The organism is Neokomagataea thailandica NBRC 106555, from assembly GCF_001598495.1.
GTDB lineage: Bacteria > Pseudomonadota > Alphaproteobacteria > Acetobacterales > Acetobacteraceae > Gluconobacter > Gluconobacter thailandicus_A.
Map to the genome: position 1 here is coordinate 1 of NZ_BCZB01000036.1, position 18,158 is coordinate 18,158.

Consider the following 18,158-nt stretch of genomic DNA (forward strand, 5'->3'; position numbering starts at 1 on the left):
TGGGCGCGTCACTCTGATGCGCTGATCTGCGGGCGGCGCATCCGGATATTGACCGTTATTGATGATGTGAGCCGAGAAAACTTGGCTCTCATTGTTGATACATCTTTATCCGGAGGGCGTGTTGCCCGGGAGTTGACGGTGTTGGTGGAACGCTATGGGAAGCCGCTCATCATTGTGAGTGACAATGGGACAGAATTCACCTCCCATGCCATTGTGAAATGGGCCGAAGACATGGGCGTGGAGTGGCATTACATCGCCCTCGGCAAACCACAGCAGAATGGCTTTATTGAAAGCTTTAACGGCAAACTGCGTGATGAATGCTTAAACGAGACGCTTTTCACCTCTCTGCCCCATGCGCGGCATGTCCTGGCGCTGTGGCGTGAGGATTACAACACCGTGCGCCCACACTCAAAACTGGGTGGTAGAACTCCCGCTCAAGTTGTTCAGTAATGGTCTTATGGGCATGCCCATAAGACCATTGCTATCCCATCAACCACACACCATAAAAGAGAAACCTCTACTTACCAGTGGTAACACGTTGGGGGGCACGTCACACCTATGCGACTATCAAGGGGTTCGAGATCATGCGGGCCATGAAAAAAGGACAGTCTCGCTTCTTCCAATTCCCGGAGAGCGTCGTGGGAAACGTGCGTTTAGTGGAAAGACATTTCGGCATTTACAACACCTGAAGCATCAACCAACTGGGATATCTGCGTCCTTATCCTAACTTTGCAATAGGGCCATTTTTCAGTCCCTCCAAATCGTTTATCCGCCCATAATTAAAATAAAAATTTAGTATACCATCATCGATTCCACGAATGTGTCGGTGAAGATCTCTTCCCAACTAGATGTCTCTGGTTTGTAAATGTTTTTTTCTCGAGAAAAAAAGTCTTCAACTCGAACTATTGCTTCACATATCGCTGATTTCAATGCAGATATTTTAGGTGAGCATGGAATTAAATTTCCACTGATTGATTTTAATTCAGAAAAACTCCTATTTTCAAAAGTGTTAGTGATAACAATTGCACCTGAGGTAAGAAATTCAAACGGAACCACACTTGGATGAGGAGCATTCATAAGGCTTACTCCTATATCGATATTATTTATACTTTCTATATAATCTATTTCACTCATCTTAGTATGTATACGCAAATAGTGACCAGATCCTAAATAAATATCTGGTATTTTTGACAAAGACCCTATTCCGATAAACTCCCAATTATCTGAAAATAAATTATTTTGACATAATTGCTGCAATGCAATAACTATTATTTCGAATAAATTTCGAGAAGCATGCCCCTCCGGTCTAGAATAAATAACAAATTTTCTATTTTTTTTATTTTTCATTTCAGTTACACTTTGTTTTTTTAGGATATTAATTTTGTGATTGAATATCAAATACTTTCCACCGTTCACACCAAAAACACCAATTTTATTTTTTAATAAGAAACGGTATAAATACACGCTATTAATAAGTGCAATATGTGGAATCTCGTACTGCTCTGCACAGACCGCAGATAAAGAACCACTATCATAGAATATAGGCTCATACTCTTGAGCTATAAGTATTGGATATTTATTTTTCGTTTCCGATGCAAATTTATGAGCAATTGCCAAATCCCATACAGAGTAAACAATAAATCTATCATTTATATTAATTTCAATTTTATCGATAAGATCACGACCAATTATTTCAGACTTAATTAAAACTTTTTTTAATTCTTCATCTTTTGTGCGCCATAAAAAATATTCAAGGTTAGGAACCTGCTCCTCCATACAGATAATACCTATCGAATAACCTTTTCTATTTATCGCAACCATTAAAGCAAAACAGGCTTGATAGCCGCCAAAGGCAATATCATAATTTAAAATAGGTATAACAAACCATACCGTCATTTTTTTTTGATCAGAAACAAGAGGAAAGTTTATATTTTCAACCCGATTCATGCGATCACGCAAAAATTCTGTTCGTTCTAATAAAATTGGCTTTGTGACATTGGGCATACTTCCCTCCAAAGCGATTGTTAAATTAAATTTTGGGAAACGGCCCTCCCCCCTCCCCGCCTTTAAATAGTGAGCGAACCCACATGAAAAAATTCCTTTCATTATAGCAATACGCACATCAGCATAAAATGCTTGATACCACTCTTCATCAAACCAACTATTAGGAGAGTGTTTATAGGAAATTCCTTTCTCTAGGTAATAATCAAACGGATTATTATTATGGTTATCATTATATAAATAATTCAACCTATAATAATCACCATCAAACTCAGCACGCATTTGCATCACAATGGAAGATTCAATATCAATAGAGCATCCCCAAAACCTTCCATATAAATTATAAAAAGTTATTGGTTCAATCCATGAAAATGCAGACAAAAAATTATAAGAAATAGAATTAAATTTAATATTTACAACACTTTTTTCATCAATCCACTTCGAATTAAGTGAGAAATCTGCTTTTGATTCAAAATAACTATTTGGCCACCGACCTTCGTTCAAACCGAATTTTAAAAAATGAGAAAAACCACTCATAATTTTGTTATTAACAATAGCATTATTGACATCCGGATAACGCTCTCTATACCACTCCTCAGAAAAAAAATTTGACGGGCTTACAACTCTAATTTCTGGAAAATTTGTATAATAATCTAACACTACATCATCAGACAAATCATCACCTGCCTGAAAAATAGTATTGATTTTTTTTCTCAAATTATCAAAATTAAATAAATTCATTGTAATTTGTACAATATCGTATTTTTTTTCATCTATACATACATGATCTAATAGAAATGATATAGCCTTATTCATAATAGATTAATTATCCCCCACTATTTTTATTATTTCATCGTAATGATTTTTTATTACCTCATTTTCAGGAAGGATGTCCTTTGCCATTTTAGCACTTTTAATAGATTTTTTTTCTTGCCCAATTTTAAATTCTGACAAACTCAAGACATAATAATAAAAACCTGAAGATGGATACATTTCAACTAATTTTGATGACAGGACATTGGCTATTAATATATTTCCGCATTTAATATGCAATCCGACAAGATAAAGTAAAATAGTTTCATTATTAGGGTCCAAATTAACTGCCTCTGTAGCTGAAAATATCGCATCCAAATCCTTCCCTTTGGATATCATTTGTTGACTATAGTCATATAGCATAATCGCATAATCGCTAACTCCGGCAGATATAAACTTTGAATTACCATCTATTCTTGGTATAGTATTATTTTTTTTATATATATCATATAATCTATTGTATATAGGTAGTTTATATGGATTAATAGTATACAATTTTTCTAAATATAAAATTGTATACTTTTCATCGACATCTCCTAATTCATCCTCTATTGATAATAATTCTTCTATAATATCTTCTCTAATAGGGTTAATTTCACAGAATTGACGTCCAATATTTCTAGCGTCTTCAAATCGTCCTTCTTCCATCAAGAGATATAATGCTCGACGATATATTCCTATATCTGTATTATTTAGATTAAAAGCCATAACTGATAAATTTACAGCCTCTTTATTTCTTTTTGTTTCACTCAAAATAATACTTAATATATAATACGTTTCATAAGTTTGCATATTATTATCAATTATTTTATACAAACACCTTTCCGATTCAGAATATCGGTTTAATCGATACAAAATCTTAGCTTCTTGATTGGCATATAAAGGGTTTTTATCGTCAAATCTTCTTGCTTCTTGAACTGCCGACAAAGATAAATCATATTGCTCCATTTGTTCTTCAGTCAAACTTCTAAAATAAAATAGTATTGCTTTATCTTTATCGTCTGAAAAGCACGTTAAATCTACTCCATCAAGGATCGACAATGCTCGCTTTGATGATCCTTGCTTCAAAGCTAAAGCAGCAGCGTGCGAAATAATTTCCGTTGATCCATCATAAAGTTTTACTGCTTTCTCAGCAGAATCTATTGCCATCTCGAGGTTAGCAGGTAGGCCTTCATGAGTTTGATTATGATGTTGTCTAATTTGACTTTCCGTATAATGCCACCAAGCTTCATATTCCAAAAGGCGTTTTTTAGAATTTTCATACGCATTAATACTACTTGATAGGTTTTTTTTTATTAAACCCTGCTCGAATAAAAATGATAATGCTGCACCAATATCTAGCAAAAATGGCCCTGCAATTGGCTTAGATGGCAATTCAGTTTTTACCATAGAATCAAAATAGATAGCATCCGCATCCATTAAATCGTCTAAAAGATAATAACCTCTGTACCCTTGTCCACGACACAAATGAATTACTTTTCGTCCGGGCGGAGCAAATAAGCTCAAGTGCATAGCACTACCCTGCAATCCTAAAATAATATTATCTTCATGAAAAATTTGCACCTGCTCCAGTGGAGACAAAAGTTCTGGATAAACTATTTCCCACCCATCATCGCTCAGTACGTTTTCTAGGTCACTTTCACCGATAGTCATCGCAATTTTCATGTTTTTCCGCGAAATAAAAATACGACGTTGAGCTCTTCCACTATCGGGTATTTGTGCCCTCCTAAATGTATCTCGATAAGCCGAAGAGGCATAATGATGGTATGTAAATGACGTGTGAGGTATAAATAACTCATTAACCGAAATAAGATCACCAACAACAATTATTTTTTCTTTATTTAATCCCAAAATTTCCAAAAACCCCACCTGATAATCAGGTAATTTTTCTTGACCTGTCGTTAAAAATATCCAAGAATAGTCTTTATATTCACTTAAAGCCCAAAGTCTAGCAGTACTCTCAAGTAAAAAATGTCCAAAATGGTCAAATGCAACCCCACCAAAAATAGCTTTTTCAATTGTCCTCTGCGGCGTGCGTCTTTCTGGGGGCTGAATAGGAGCTATAGCATTATGCTCATCTGAACGCGGCTGCAAAGACGCCTCAACCAAGTGACCACTAGCATCAAATACACCACCAGCCAACATATCAAGTTTTCTGCCCGGCACAGTAGGCCTAACACCCGCAACAAGAGCATTTTGTATTTTAGATATACCAGGAATTGTGTCGGATATGCCATATAAACAATTATATTGTTTCGCACTTTCCGAAAATCCTATGAATTTCTGTGGCATAATAAATCTTCCTTCAATTATTCGGATATGGGGGCAGCGAATTACAAATTTCTTTCAACATGTCTTTATTAAAAATTTGATCCCAACTTGATAAAGAAGGCCTGTATATTCCTGAAAGGCGTTCATCGATATTTTCTACCTTTTTGATAGCCATACGTAATGCACCTGTAATACCCTCAACCGTCGGGGGGCCAGATATTATATTACTCGAAATAGAAGCCAATGATTCTGATGATCTATTTTCAAATGTATTTGTTACAACAATAGCTCCTGTCGTAGCAAACTCAAACGGCATAACGCTTGGGTGCGGAGCATACATTAAGCTCAAACCAATATCCATTGAGCTGATATAATGCGTATATTCATCTTCAGACATTTTTGTTTTAATACTTAAATGGTGACCTCCGCCAAGACTAATAGGAGGCAAGTCAGTTAACGCACCTAAACCAATAAATTTCCACTCCGGCCCGAAAGCCCCCTCCTCACAAAGATCCTGCAATGACATAATAAGGACTTCAAAAAGGTTACGTGCCGCATGCCCCTCAGGCCGTGTATATGCAATTAATATACGTTCTTCACGATCACGCATCGCCTCTAGAGACTGCTCCTTTAATTTATTAATTCTATGCTCAAAAACATAATAATCTTTTCCCATAACAGGATTTTTTTTAGATCTAAAAATTCCTATATTATGTGATTTAAAATAATCAGTTAAATATCCGCTATTTATTATAGGGTAGTGCGGTATATTATAAGCTTCATCCAATATAGATCTTATTGCATTATTATCATGGAATATAGGCTCATATTCTTGAGACAACAAAATAACTCTCGTATTTGGCGCTTCACTCCTTATTTTTGAAGCAAAATAAAGATCCCACAATGAATAGGAAATAACTATATCATTTCCTCCAACAGTCAGATTATCCTTTTCTAAAAAGGGGATAAAATGTAAATTTTTTAAAACTTTATTAAATATACTTTTTTCTTCTCTCCAACAAAAATATTCCACACTTGCATTAGCGTCTTCAGTACAAACTATTGTAATAGGCCACCCTTCTTCCTGCAATCTACGTATCAACTCAAATGCACTTCGATATCCCCCAAATGTAATATCCGGATTAATCGTTGGAAGTAAGAAAATTATTTTTCTTTCACCATCAACATCAACCTTAACATTTGACAGCGTAAGGCGGTTTCTGATCGCCGGAACTCGATCTAATAATGCAGTCTTTGTAACTCCCGGGAGTCTAGCCTCAAGCACTTGTTGTTTTTCGTAAAGAGCGAGGCGAGCCTCTCTCCGTCCCGCAACCAAATAATGATAATATCCAGATACTATATCACCACGCTGAATGGCATTATTTATCTCAGGATAAAATGAATTATAAAATCCTTCGTCAAATTTAGAATTAGGAGAGTATTTTAATTTTACCCCTTCCGTCAGATAGTGCGTTAATGGAGATAGTTTTTCGTATCTATCATGAATATTATTTTTATATTTTTCTTTATACCAATTTTCATCAAACTCTCTACTTATACTTGCCAAAATTTTTATACGCGCAGACTCAGGGTGTAAATTCCATGCAGGCACAAAACCCATGTGACGGCCATACAGATTATGAAACTCTGCCGCTGAAATAATAGGAAATGCCTTCAAAAAACGTTGGGCTACAATATAATTTTGTAAATACACCTCTTCGTCAAAACGATTACTTTCTACATATTCTGACGTTTCTGCCGTCTTTAATTCATACAAACCTTTAGACGGCCAGCGCCCTTCATTAATTCCACACAAAACATAATGTATAAATCCCGATAAAACCTGCCCACAAGCAACAGCAGATGCAACATCAGAATATTGTCCCAAATACCAATCTTCATCAAAATCAGAATTAGGGCTAATAGACATTATTACTGGTGTAGAATAGTATTCATAAAGAATATTATCCAAACTTATTTTTGATGCATCAATATCATTATCAGACATTGTCGATCTAATTTTTATATAATCAACACATGCGGCAATTCTTTTATCTGATGTAATGTTTTTTACATTCACAGCACAATTCCATAATTAAACTTTATTAAAAAACATCATAATACATACCACCATGTCAAGATGTTTTTACAACACAGTTAATATAATAAAAACATTTATATTGATTTTCACATTTCTTATCATAACTTTTGTTATTATTTATTAAACTCTATATGTCTGTTAGTTTTATTTAGACATATCCATCATGGCGAGACTATACCTCAGTAAAAACTATAGCCCTGTTACAAATTGAGGTTAAATGGGGCTATATTTGTTTTTAATTCAAAACAATTTAAAAGCTATCTCAGACCTTCTATTAGTTTCGAGGTAGATTTGCTCCGATGAATGATTCCAAAGGTCATCATTTTTGGGGTTGAGTGACCCTATGAGCTTGGAAGTGCCCAGGCTTTTCCCGCAGTCGGCAAAGACGGTGACACTGTTAATTTTTTCCTCTCACTGACCCGGAACACTAAGACTGCCAAACGTTTTCTGAGCAAAGCTTGGAACGGCCTGAGGGAAAGGAAGAAACCCGAAACAATCAACACGGACAAAGCCCCGACCAATCAACCAACTCAGGGGGAACGGTAAGCTTCCCGACGCGCTGACACACCGTCAGGTCAAAAGCCTGAAAACCGCTTATGCGACCATTAAAGGCTTCGAGGTCATGCGCGCCTTAAAAAAGGACAAGCTGAACTCTTCCAGTTCCAAGAGAGTATCATGGGATAATTGCGTCTGAACGAAAGGCAATTATCCCTCCACTCAACCCAAACCTAAGTTTGCAACAAGACCGAATATATTCTAGCTATTTTTCCCCTCTATAGCGCAGTGCATCGAGCAATAGGGAAAAGGCCGGCGAGGGCTGACGGCGATTTGGATAGAACAGGTGATAGCCGGGGAACGTCTCGCACCAATCAGCCAGCACACGCACCAAACGCCCAGCCTTGATATCTTCTCTTACCATGTTGAGATTGAGATAGGCCAACCCAAGACCCTGCAAGGCGGATTGATAAATCATCCATCCGCTGTTGGCGATGACCTGGCCGTTCACACGCACGTTGACGGCCTGCCCCGCCTTCCCGAATTCCCAGACGTAGAGGCCGCCATGCGTCGGGGTCCGCAAGTTGATACACATATGCTCGGTGAGATCCTGCGGCACGGCCGGAGTCGCATAGCGCTCGAAATAGTCAGGGGAGCCGACGACAGCCATAGTCGCATCGGTCGAGATCGGCATAGCGATCATGTCCTTGGCAACCTGCTCATTGAGACGAATACCGGCGTCATAGCCCTCGGCCACGATATCCGTGAGACCGTAATTCACACTGATTTCAATGCAGATATTAGGATAGTTCGGCAGCAACCGGCGCAGCGCAGGTAGAAGATAGGCTTGCGCTGCATGATCTCCCGTGGTGATGCGGATCGAGCCGGCCGGCTTCTTGCGGAGGTCGCCAAGAGCAACCAACTCCGTTTCGATATGGTGGAAACTGGGAGCGATGCCAGCGATCAGACGGGCGCCGACATCGGTCGGCGCGACGCTGCGGGTAGTACGTGTCAACAGCCGCACATCGAGCCTCTCTTCCAGCAGCCGGATCGTATGGCTCAAGGCAGACTGCGAGACACCGAGCTTCGCCGCTGCCCTAGTGAAACTTCGTTCCCGCGCAACGACGAGGAACACCTGTAAGTCGTTCAAGTTTTCCTGAATCATTCATGAGGCCTCCTCATAAGCTCATGCTAATTATAAATCATAGTATCTAAAACAACCATAACCTAGAATTTCTTATGAAAAGGCTAGGCAGGCAACAGACTACCTTCTTGGACAACTTCAAAAACGGCAGATTAACTCCACAACATCAAGTCACCAGGGAAACTTCCATGTCGCATGTCATCGTGCAGCTCTGGCTGGGAAAGTCCGAAAAGCAGAAGTAAATCCCAGCTGACGCCATTGTTCGGGATGTGATGAACGTCTTGAAATATGGAGAGAAATCCGGGCTACGAGCGCCGGCAAAAACCCTGTTTGAAAGGATAACATCATGACCTTGGGAGAGACATTTACGCTGGCGAACGGGGTAACAATCCCAAAGCTCGGGCTTGGCACTTGGAGAATCGATGACGGCGACGTCGCACGCATTGTACGTAAAGCGGCGGAGATCGGCTATCGCCATGTTGATACCGCCCAAGCCTATGGGAACGAGCGCGGTGTAGGCGAAGGCCTGCGCGCCAGCGGTATATCCCGCACCAACTTCTTCGTGACCACCAAGCTTGCAGCCGAAGTAAAAACCTATGGGGAGACGAAGAAGCGGATCGAGGGATCGCTACGCTCACTCGGTCTGGATTACATCGACCTGATGCTAATCCACAGCCCTCAGCCCTGGGCCGAGTTCCGCGAAGGCGGGCATTTCTTTGAAGAAAATCTTGAAGCGTGGCGAGCGCTCGAAGAGGCTTATAGTGCAGGCAAGATCCGAGCGATCGGCGTATCGAACTTCGAGCGGGAAGACCTCGACAACCTGCTGAACAACGGTAGCGTCGCGCCAATGGTCAACCAAGTACTCACCCACATCGGCAACACCCCCTTCGATCTAATCGACTATTCGCGCTCTAAGGGAATGCTGGTCGAAGCCTATTCACCCGTGGCGCATGGCGCGGCGCTGGCCGATGCCAACTTGGCCGCACTGGCCGACAAACATGGTGTTAGCGTCGCCCAGCTCTGCATTCGCTATTGCCTCCAACTCGGCCTTGTCCCGCTTCCCAAGACCAGCAACACAGCACACCTGCGCGATAATGCCGCCTTGGACTTCACGATCTCCGACATGGACATGGCGACGCTGAAGGGCGTCAAAAACACCGTCGATTACGGAGAAGCTGCCGCGTTCCCGGTGTTCGGCAAGAAACGGAAATCTGCAGTTGAATCCGCACAGGACTTCCTGTTCACGACCGATCGAATGAAAGGCATGAATTAGTATGCCCGCGACAAACTCACAGTCTCGTGCCTCTGAAGGCATCGGCCTGATCCTACTTCCGATCATGACGGCAGTCTTTGCTGGATTCCTAATTATCGGCCTCGCCTTGCCAGTGCTGCCGTTACATGTGCAGCATAGCCTCGGCTTCGGCAGCTTCGTCGTCGGCTTGGTGGCTGGAAGCCAATTCGCCGCCTCTCTGATCTCCCGGGTATGGGCTGGGGCCTATGCCGACAAGCGCGGGGCCAAAAGCGGTGTTGTGATTGGGCTTCTAGCGGCGGCCGTCTCGGGGCTTCTCTATCTCCTATCGCTGGCCTTCATCGACTTTCCCACGCTTTCCGTCACGATCCTGCTCCTCGGGCGCGCTTTGCTCGGGGGAGCTGAGAGCTTCATCATCACCGGGGGGGTGGCCTGGGGCCTCGCTCTGGTCGATGCGCGCAGCGCGGGCCGGGTCATTGCTTGGGTCGGCACGGCGATGTTCACCGCAATGGCGGTCGGCGGGCCGATCGGCACTTTCTTTTATGCTCGCGCGGGCTTCGCGGCGATCGCTTTAGTGACAACGGCAGTGCCGTTGCTCGTGCTTGCCAGCCTCATCCTGATCCCCGCCGCGCCATTATCAGAAAAGAGGCACCGGTCGAGTTTCCGGGACGTGGCAGGGGCGGTGTGGCTGCCGGGTCTTGGTGCGGCCTTCAGCAGCGTCGGATACGGCGCGATCCTTGCCTTCAGCTCGCTCCTCTTTACAGATCGAGGATGGCACCCAATCTGGCTGGCCTTCAGCGCCTTCGGGGCAGCGCTGGTCGTGGCCCGCCTGGTGTTCGGGCATCTTCCGGATCATCACGGCGGCGCGCGCATCGCCCTCATCTTTATCTGCGTCCTTGCCGCAGGTCTTGCCCTCATCTGGTGGGCAAACAGCGGCTTGATGGCGGCAGTGGGCTCCGCCCTCGCCGGCTTCGGCTATTCGCTGATTTATCCCGGCCTTGGGTCGGAAGTCGTGCGGGCTGTATCGCCTGAAAATCGCGGCCGTGCGATGGGCCTCTACACCGCGTTCCTCGATCTGGCCCTTGGCCTCGGCACGCCGGTGCTCGGCTGGATCGCAGACCAAACCGGCATCGCCTCGATTTTCTTAGTCAGCGCGAGTGTCGCACTGACGGCGATCGGCACAACACTCCGACTGGTAAAAACCCAACAGATACCGGCGACACCGGCTCAATGAAAACAAAAGGTGGTCCCCCAACAGCCCCATCTTGGCGTGCAGCGTCTCAATCTTTCACAGGCTTTTCGAGCTGACCTCGGATGTCTCCGTCTTTCCACTGAAAGTGGCGCCTATGTTCTTTACACATTCACGCTTCCAATCCCGCACCAGTGTTGAGTGAATGCCAAAATGCGACACCAAACCCGCCATAGTACAAATCTCTTTCAATGATTATTGCGCGCTACTTTCATCATCGTCTTCCTTACATCAGGAAAAACGAACTTAGCTCATTGTCTCATTATTGGGGGTCATTTTATACAACTGCCTCATGGGAACAATGGTAGATGTTAACCTGTGTAGGCCTAGTGTTAATGGAGCTTGCGGGTTTTGCGCGGGGCAATCTGTAGATCATGCGACTGACGGAGTAGCGTGACATCCCCCATATGAAGACGCATTATAACGACTTGAAAGAGAGTGACTTACGCCCGGCGTCACAACGCTGCTGTCCCGGCAATCGGCTCTGTCTCCGCATTGATATAGATGCCGGAGCGTTCGGAGAAACAGGCAATATCAGAATCATCAAAGGATACCGCAATATGGAGAAGGCAGTGCAGAATAACTGAATGAAAATGATATATATCCAAATTATGGGGTGTATCCGTTCGATGAACGACTTCAGTTAATCAAAATCTGTTGGAAGGTCAGGTTGTTTGTAATGTTCGTACATCCTCCTCACTTGCTGTGGCAGCACACGAGCCAATGATAGGTCGGAAGGTAAGTCAATCTCAGCAAACCAACCAATTTCGGATGTCTCCAGACTCGTAATTGGGGCACCTCCCACTAACTGACATATGAAAAACATCTTACAGCAGGAAAACATACCGATGGGATGGCCTTGCCGTGTACGGTCCCATGCTGCAGCCAGTTTGGTTACGATGACTTCGTAGCCACTCTCTTCCAGTACTTCCTTAACAGCATTCTCAGCTGGTGTGACGTTTACATCTGCCCAACCGCCAGGGAGAGTCCAGCGGTTGCTATCGGCGGTTTCGCGTACCATGAGAATGCGTTTTTTATCATCAAAGACAGCGGCACGCACGTCTATCTGTGGAGTGGCATATCCTGTCAGTCCAGCAAAAAGTGTCTCAACTCGTTTGAGGGGTTCATCTGTATGCGCATGAACCATCTCTGCCGCGAGATGACGTATTTTTTCGTACCGCTCACGATCGAAATCATCATTGGTGAACGTGAGACCACACTGTGCCAGAGCTTGTAATTCTCGCGACCAGTGCAGCCACTTTGGTTCGGTATCGATCTAATCTCTCCTCATAAAATTAATGAATAATGTTTTGCCGTCCGATGTCATTAAAATGGTAAAGGCGCAAGATCCGGCTCTATCCAAGATCGCCGTGCAGCGGGTGAAAACAGAAGTGCGTGTGTCCAATACTCTAGGAGCCAATTTTTCCCACCGTAGCGGGAATCCAGCAGTGCATTGCATGCAATGTATAGCGGTGTGTCCGTTGCTAATTTTACAAGAAATGCCTGTACGGCCTGTAAGGAGGCCTGTGTGATCGTTTCATGATAGCCGCGCGTGTCCGAGTTAGGCACTCCTGTTGACTCGTTATAGGCCCGGATAATGCCCGGCATGTCTCTGGAAGGGATAAGGTCAGGTCTCGCAGCACTGATCCAAACCGCCGCTGCGAGATGGGCATTATGTGTCCACCGCTCCTTAGGCAGGGTTTGGTTAATGAGGCCTGTACCTATAGCTTCGATCTCCGCATCCGACCGAAAGCGGACGGTGCTCCCCACGCTGAATGTTGTCATAATACTCGGCCTATCCCAGCCAGCATTGCATATCCCCCGAACAAAAACAGTGCTACGCCCGACGCGGCTTCAATCCAACGCAACGATGATGATGGCAATGAACGACGCGCGACCGAGACACCGCCAACCAAGAGCAACCACCACATAACTGATCCCGCAAACACGCCAACGATCAGCGCTATACTGGCGCTAGTATCTCCCGGACTCGCCAACGCCGCGACGATACCGGCAAAGGAAAGTATCGTCATCGGATTGGCGAGCGTGAGTACGAAAGTCGACCCGAACGCTGTGGTCAAATTACCCCCAGATCGTCCCGCGTCTCGTGCGACGATAGTCGTGTCGTCATTTATGGCTTGGCGTAGCGCCGATATCCCTAACCAAGCGAGTAACAACCCGCCGATCATGCGCAATACTACGGTTTGTTCGACGAGTACGGCTGAAAGAGCGCTTAGGCCAAGTGCAGAGAGTAGGCCATAGAGCGCATCTGCCGTCGCCGCGCCTACACCCGAAGCAACCCCAACGCCGACTCCTTGCGTGAGCGTGCGTCGGATACAAAGCAGCCCGATAGGGCCCACAGGCGCGGCGATCGCAAATCCTACCATAGCCCCCCGAACGAGAGTATTGGCTGCTCCTGTCACGTTTCTCCTCCGTCGACGACACTCGTTACTGTCAGTGCGAGCTCGGTCGTTTCTTTTGCTGTGTCTAGAACGATAATGCTCTCGGTACGCAACACGCATGGTAAGGATTTCAGGTGGTTAGACAGAAGGTACTGCAACGCAGCGGCGTTATGTACACGTACCTTCAACAACCAGGAATGCGGCCCAGAGACATGGTGCGCTTCTTGCACTTCAGGCAATTGCATTAACGCTTTGATGAAAGCTTGCTCATCTGCTCGCGGCTCCAAATCCACGAACATAAAGACACACAATGCCAGGCCGATCTCGGTTGAGTTCACCACGGCGCGGTTAGCGTGGATTAATCCAGAAGCGTTTAACCGCCGGATGCGATCGCTGGCGGCCGATACAGACAGGCCAACTTCTTGTCCGAGCTCTGCTGCAGAACGCCGATTATCAGTCTGTAAGAGGTGCAGAATATGCAGGTCAATCTTATCCATTCAGTTAATATGACTATTTTATACAAAAAATCAAAACAAATTACGGAAAAATTGCATTTTATCCGTTAATTTACCAACGAATTGGCGCTGAGATAATTAATGTTGAGAACAAAGGTGCAGCGTCGGACATACAGATAAAATTTGTGTTTCGTAGCTCTACTAAAAATATGAGAGTATTTTCCCTCAGCATCACCAAAACAAAAGAGACGTTTTCGACATAGAGTTCACATTATAGCGGCTCTATTGTTCGTTTTTCGTCCTCTGATAGAGCATTTCCCATCAAAGGGTTGGCCGAACTCTAACCAGCATGCTGTCAGTGCTTCTATAGTCGGGCCTAAACCCAGTGCTTTTGCTGTGGATTGTATTTCTCCACACGAGGAGGGACTTCAGCGTAAACCGTACGGAAAATGAGACCATCCGCTTCTCATTCACGCAACTGAGCCGTAAGCATGTGTTGTGTAATACCCGAGCGCTTCCAATACCAGCGCCAACACTATGTCCATCTCGGGGGTATAGTGCTGGCGCGAGCGATAAGTCGTTGACTGATCAACGCTCATGCCCCGCTCGGCCAGCATGGTTTCAAGGTCGCGATAGCTAATCCCATAGTGGCAATACCAGCGCATCGCCCACAGAATCACTTCGCTACAGAAGTGACACCCCTTGAAATCTCTTATCCCCAGTCCCTCACGCCAAAACCAAAAGGGTTTTCTCGCAAGGGATCCAACTTTGCAACAACGCTAACTTAGGCACTTATTGCTACAGCTATATCTCGAGTGTGATCGATTATGTAAGGACCCGCAGCAAGGACCTCCACTGCCAACACACCAGTGCTCAATTCACCATCCCGGCGTTCCAGCGGCAGATACGCATCACCGTCTGTCCATCGGCATGTCCCATTTTCCACTCCCTGCCACCCCCGGAGGTCGGCCTTGTTCAGATAATCTGACAGCACGGTCGTTTGCGTACCAAAGAGCGTGATCTTGCCCGTGAGAATGCCGAGCATCCGACGGTCGTCGACAAATGGGCCAATTGTATCCGAGGGACGGCTGGCGCGCGAGGCAAGCCGCACCTCGGAAACCCCCGCCGGGACGTGGAACAAAACGTGTCTTTTATTGTGACGGTAAGCGCGGATCACTTGCCCTTCCCGTGTTAACAGATGAAGGTCCGGCTCCTCGACCATCTCCCTGCTCGGGGTCACCTCGCCAAAGCCGAGCTCAGCCGCGCGCGCGACGAGACTTGTGAATACAGGTTCGACGATCTCTCGGCTCGTCATAAGCGGAGCCGCCGCATCATGGGGCCAGCTTTTGGCTCGGCCTAGAACAACGGCCTCACCGCCGATCTGAGCAAAGTTGCGTCTGTTTCCAGTGTCGAGATAGCTCTCTGACAGAGCCCCATCCGACCACAACACCGCATGCTCGGTAGTCTCAATATGAAAGACCGAGAACTGTGTCATCGTCCGATCGTAAATGATGCTTGAACCATTGACGAGCATGCGTGCCGGAATGAACCCGTTCTCGACGAACAGACAATGCTCCGGCGTCACCAAAAGATCCTTCAATGGAACGCCTGGCGCCATCGCATTGGCTCGAATGCGGACAGGATACCCTGCTTCATCGTCAAGTAAGCCAGGCTTGACGCGCACTGGCTGACGTCCAACCCAAGAGAGTGTCTTCTCAACCGTTTTTCGTGCTCGCCAGTCCCAGGTCAGAACCGTATCGCCGCTCGTCAGTGTCTCGACCGCACGCTCGCCGTCTGGCGTGCGAATCTGGGTACCCTCGAGAAAGCAGACCAGCGTGACGGTATCACCGTCGATTTTGAAGACATCGTTTCCAGTATACTCGGAGCTTGCAAATTGGATCGACGCTGTATCACCATTATTCGTCTTGACGGAAAGCACGTCGTCCGCGCTCATGCTCGCACTCTCGATCGTTCCGCCAAGATATGAGAAATCGACTGAGCCCGAATAATAAAGATGCCCATCTTTAACGGTGGTGTTCGTCTTGGCAATATTCAGCGTACCGCCGCTTTCGATATAGTCGCCAATGGCATCAACCCATCGGTCGGTCAGAATTTCAACACCACCGCTTAGAATGACCGTACCCCGCGCATAGGCCCCTTCTTGCGCGAGATCGAGCGTGCCGCCAGAGAGAACCGTGTCGGTCAAAAGCGTATCGTTCTGCGCCTGAATTTTCCCCCCCGCGTACACGGTCGCCGCAGAAACAACCGTCAGGTTCGTCGTGCTGGATGGTCCGGCATTTCCCTTGCCAGCCGAGAGGAAGCCCCCACTGGAGATGTACGCGCTGATCGAGACGCCACGATTATAGAGCGTCTCTGCGCCGCCCGACATGATAGTTGTATCAAAATCCGTGCCCTGCACGGCGCTCGCTTGTGCGCCGTAAAGTCCGGTATATTCGTTTGAACCGCTGCTAATGGTCGCGCCAGATGTAACGCCACCATTGGATACCGTCAGACTGGCGCCAGACCTGAGTATGGTATCGATTGCAGAGCCGGATGCCCCAATCGTAATCTGGACATCGTTTTCCGTAGCCGCCGAAAGGGTTGCCCCATCGGTTATAATCACAGCCCCATGGGTTTGCGTCACATCTTCAATAAGTGAGCCTGAAGATGCACTGAGGTAGCTGTGCATCAGGGTAACAGAGGAAATCGTGCCGCCACCGTCATGGAACTGACCGTAAACGAATGCTCCTCCCTCAACAACAGACCCGGCTTTTTGATTGACTACCAACTCATTAAACGAGCCGCCGATCATCGAGCCGCCGTCCTGCACAATTGCCGAAATGTACTTGCCCGTTGAAGCGGAACTCGGGTTGGTCATGTCGCTGACTTCGGCACCACTGGAAATGGTCAGAATCGTATCTGACCCGTAGAGCGAGACATTTCCACTGACGGTTTTTCCACCGCTTACATAAACGGTCCCGTCAGTTCCAGAAGACGCAACCCAATCACCAGAAAGTACCGTTGTCATAATTTATACTCCATCAGGTGCCGAAGCAAATACATAATCACCACAACAATGGTGGATTATTTAATTACATTAAAATAACAATAAATAATGATCCTTAATCAATTAAAAAAATACATTTGTTACAAAAAAAATAATATTTTAGAATGAAACTCCCTTGACCATGCCCAAAAATTAATGAGGCTACCCCTAAAAATAGGGCTATTGCGTGTTCGATGCCAACAATCCCGAACGGATGCGCAAAGAGAATAAAGTTTTACGGAAAACATCGGCATGCTTTGCCGGGGCAGACCTCGACCACCACTTCAAGATGTGACGCGATTCATTGATAATGAAGCGTCCCAACCTATGGTGGAGGGTCAATTTACAAATTTTTTCCAATGGTACCCATAGTTTCCATTCACCAGAAATCATAGAAAACGTACGCCGCATTTCACCTTTCATTATTTATATTATACGTGACCAACATAAATAATTTTATATATACAAGATTATTTTATTAAACATAATGTACCTACGCGAAGAGCACATAAACAGCATATTATGAGGTAAAGTTGCCATTATATGAAAGGTTTTTATAATAATTACGAACCTGTTGATAAGGACGCAGATATCCCAGTTGATTGATGTTTCAGATGTTATAAATGCCGAAATGTCTTTCCACTAAACGCACGTTTCCCACGATGCTCTCCGGGAATTGGAAAAAGCGAGACTGTCCTTTTTTCATGGCCCGCATGATCTCGAACCCCCGGATAGTCGCATAGGTGCTTTTCAGTGTTCTGAAGCCACGTACTAGCCGGACCCCTTGCCAGTACTGCACTGCGCCAGAAAGCTTGCCTTCATATTTTAGCTCTTTACATCGCCATGCCATAAGTCGGGGCTTTATCTGTGTTGATCGTCTCAGGCTTTTCCGAGTCTTTCAGACCACTGACCGCTTTGCCTAAAAACCGTTT

General features: G+C 45.4%; 12 protein-coding genes and 4 pseudogenes. 5 read left to right on the forward strand and 11 right to left on the reverse strand.

The window, feature by feature from the left end; translation table 11 throughout:
* Window positions 1-450 (forward strand): integrase core domain-containing protein (locus NTH01S_RS10330; RefSeq protein WP_245642360.1); only part of this gene is annotated, 450 nt, incomplete at its 5' end.
* 107 nt (window positions 451-557) lie between these two features.
* A pseudogene (locus tag NTH01S_RS12105) lies at window positions 558-689 on the forward strand (IS6 family transposase); the annotation flags it as partial.
* Window positions 690-792: 103 nt separating this feature from the next.
* Here the strand turns inward: NTH01S_RS12105 and NTH01S_RS10335 are convergent.
* The 3 genes from NTH01S_RS10335 to NTH01S_RS10345 are packed head-to-tail and all read right to left on the reverse strand — an operon-like array spanning window position 793 to window position 7,165.
* Window positions 793-2,817: a rhamnosyltransferase WsaF family glycosyltransferase gene (locus NTH01S_RS10335; RefSeq protein ID WP_068173431.1), complete on the reverse strand. Its 2,025-nt coding sequence runs from the start codon at window positions 2,815-2,817 to the stop codon at window positions 793-795.
* Window positions 2,818-2,823: 6 nt separating this feature from the next.
* Entirely contained in the window at window positions 2,824-5,106 is a 2,283-nt protein-coding gene (locus NTH01S_RS10340; protein ID WP_068173433.1) for a glycosyltransferase 61 family protein, read from the reverse strand.
* A gap of 13 nt (window positions 5,107-5,119) precedes the next feature.
* Window positions 5,120-7,165, reverse strand: coding sequence for a rhamnosyltransferase WsaF family glycosyltransferase (locus NTH01S_RS10345; RefSeq protein ID WP_157070950.1), 2,046 nt, complete (start codon window positions 7,163-7,165; stop codon window positions 5,120-5,122).
* A gap of 378 nt (window positions 7,166-7,543) precedes the next feature.
* Between NTH01S_RS10345 and NTH01S_RS12110 the strand changes: the two are divergent.
* A pseudogene (locus tag NTH01S_RS12110) lies at window positions 7,544-7,880 on the forward strand (DDE-type integrase/transposase/recombinase); the annotation flags it as partial.
* Window positions 7,881-7,946: 66 nt separating this feature from the next.
* Here NTH01S_RS12110 and NTH01S_RS10350 read toward each other — a convergent pair.
* Window positions 7,947-8,846, reverse strand: a complete 900-nt coding sequence (locus NTH01S_RS10350) for a LysR family transcriptional regulator (protein ID WP_068173436.1) — start codon at window positions 8,844-8,846, stop codon at window positions 7,947-7,949.
* A gap of 325 nt (window positions 8,847-9,171) precedes the next feature.
* On the opposite strand from NTH01S_RS10350, the gene NTH01S_RS10355 reads away from it, so the two are divergent.
* A complete protein-coding gene (locus tag NTH01S_RS10355; RefSeq protein ID WP_068173437.1) occupies window positions 9,172-10,098 on the forward strand; it encodes an aldo/keto reductase in 927 nt (308 codons plus the stop codon).
* 1 nt (window position 10,099) lies between these two features.
* On the forward strand, window positions 10,100-11,308 hold the full coding sequence (locus NTH01S_RS10360) for an arabinose transporter (protein ID WP_068173439.1): 1,209 nt from the start codon (window positions 10,100-10,102) through the stop codon (window positions 11,306-11,308).
* 658 nt (window positions 11,309-11,966) lie between these two features.
* Here the strand turns inward: NTH01S_RS10360 and NTH01S_RS10365 are convergent.
* The 7 genes and pseudogenes from NTH01S_RS10365 to NTH01S_RS12120 all read right to left on the reverse strand — a co-directional run.
* The gene (locus NTH01S_RS10365; RefSeq protein ID WP_068173442.1) at window positions 11,967-12,599 is read right to left on the reverse strand and encodes an NUDIX hydrolase; all 633 of its coding nucleotides are present in this window, start codon (window positions 12,597-12,599) and stop codon (window positions 11,967-11,969) included.
* Between the two features lie 50 nt (window positions 12,600-12,649).
* Entirely contained in the window at window positions 12,650-13,108 is a 459-nt protein-coding gene (locus tag NTH01S_RS10370) for a hypothetical protein (protein ID WP_068173444.1), read from the reverse strand.
* Window positions 13,105-13,746, reverse strand: a complete 642-nt coding sequence (locus NTH01S_RS10375) for a LysE family transporter (protein WP_218015984.1) — start codon at window positions 13,744-13,746, stop codon at window positions 13,105-13,107. Before NTH01S_RS10375 ends, NTH01S_RS10370 begins: the two co-directional genes overlap by 4 nt.
* A complete protein-coding gene (locus tag NTH01S_RS10380) occupies window positions 13,743-14,222 on the reverse strand; it encodes an Lrp/AsnC family transcriptional regulator (protein WP_068173446.1) in 480 nt (159 codons plus the stop codon). The genes NTH01S_RS10375 and NTH01S_RS10380 overlap by 4 nt, the downstream gene beginning before the upstream one ends.
* A 472-nt stretch (window positions 14,223-14,694) precedes the next feature.
* Window positions 14,695-14,845, reverse strand: a pseudogene (locus tag NTH01S_RS12115) (IS6 family transposase); the annotation flags it as partial.
* A 119-nt stretch (window positions 14,846-14,964) separates the two neighbouring features.
* A complete protein-coding gene (locus NTH01S_RS10385; protein WP_169802071.1) occupies window positions 14,965-16,968 on the reverse strand; it encodes a Hint domain-containing protein in 2,004 nt (667 codons plus the stop codon).
* A gap of 868 nt (window positions 16,969-17,836) precedes the next feature.
* Window positions 17,837-18,158 (reverse strand): annotated as a pseudogene (locus NTH01S_RS12120) (DDE-type integrase/transposase/recombinase); the annotation flags it as partial.

Coding starts and splice junctions, on each gene's coding strand:
- NTH01S_RS10350 (WP_068173436.1), bottom strand. CDS start 8,846: ATGATTCAGGAAAACTTGAACGACTTACAGGTGTTCCTCGTCGTTGCG.
- NTH01S_RS10340 (WP_068173433.1), bottom strand. CDS start 5,106: ATGCCACAGAAATTCATAGGATTTTCGGAAAGTGCGAAACAATATAAT.
- NTH01S_RS10380 (WP_068173446.1), bottom strand. CDS start 14,222: ATGGATAAGATTGACCTGCATATTCTGCACCTCTTACAGACTGATAAT.
- NTH01S_RS10355 (WP_068173437.1), top strand. CDS start 9,172: ATGACCTTGGGAGAGACATTTACGCTGGCGAACGGGGTAACAATCCCA.
- NTH01S_RS10370 (WP_068173444.1), bottom strand. CDS start 13,108: ATGACAACATTCAGCGTGGGGAGCACCGTCCGCTTTCGGTCGGATGCG.
- NTH01S_RS10335 (WP_068173431.1), bottom strand. CDS start 2,817: ATGAATAAGGCTATATCATTTCTATTAGATCATGTATGTATAGATGAA.
- NTH01S_RS10360 (WP_068173439.1), top strand. CDS start 10,100: ATGCCCGCGACAAACTCACAGTCTCGTGCCTCTGAAGGCATCGGCCTG.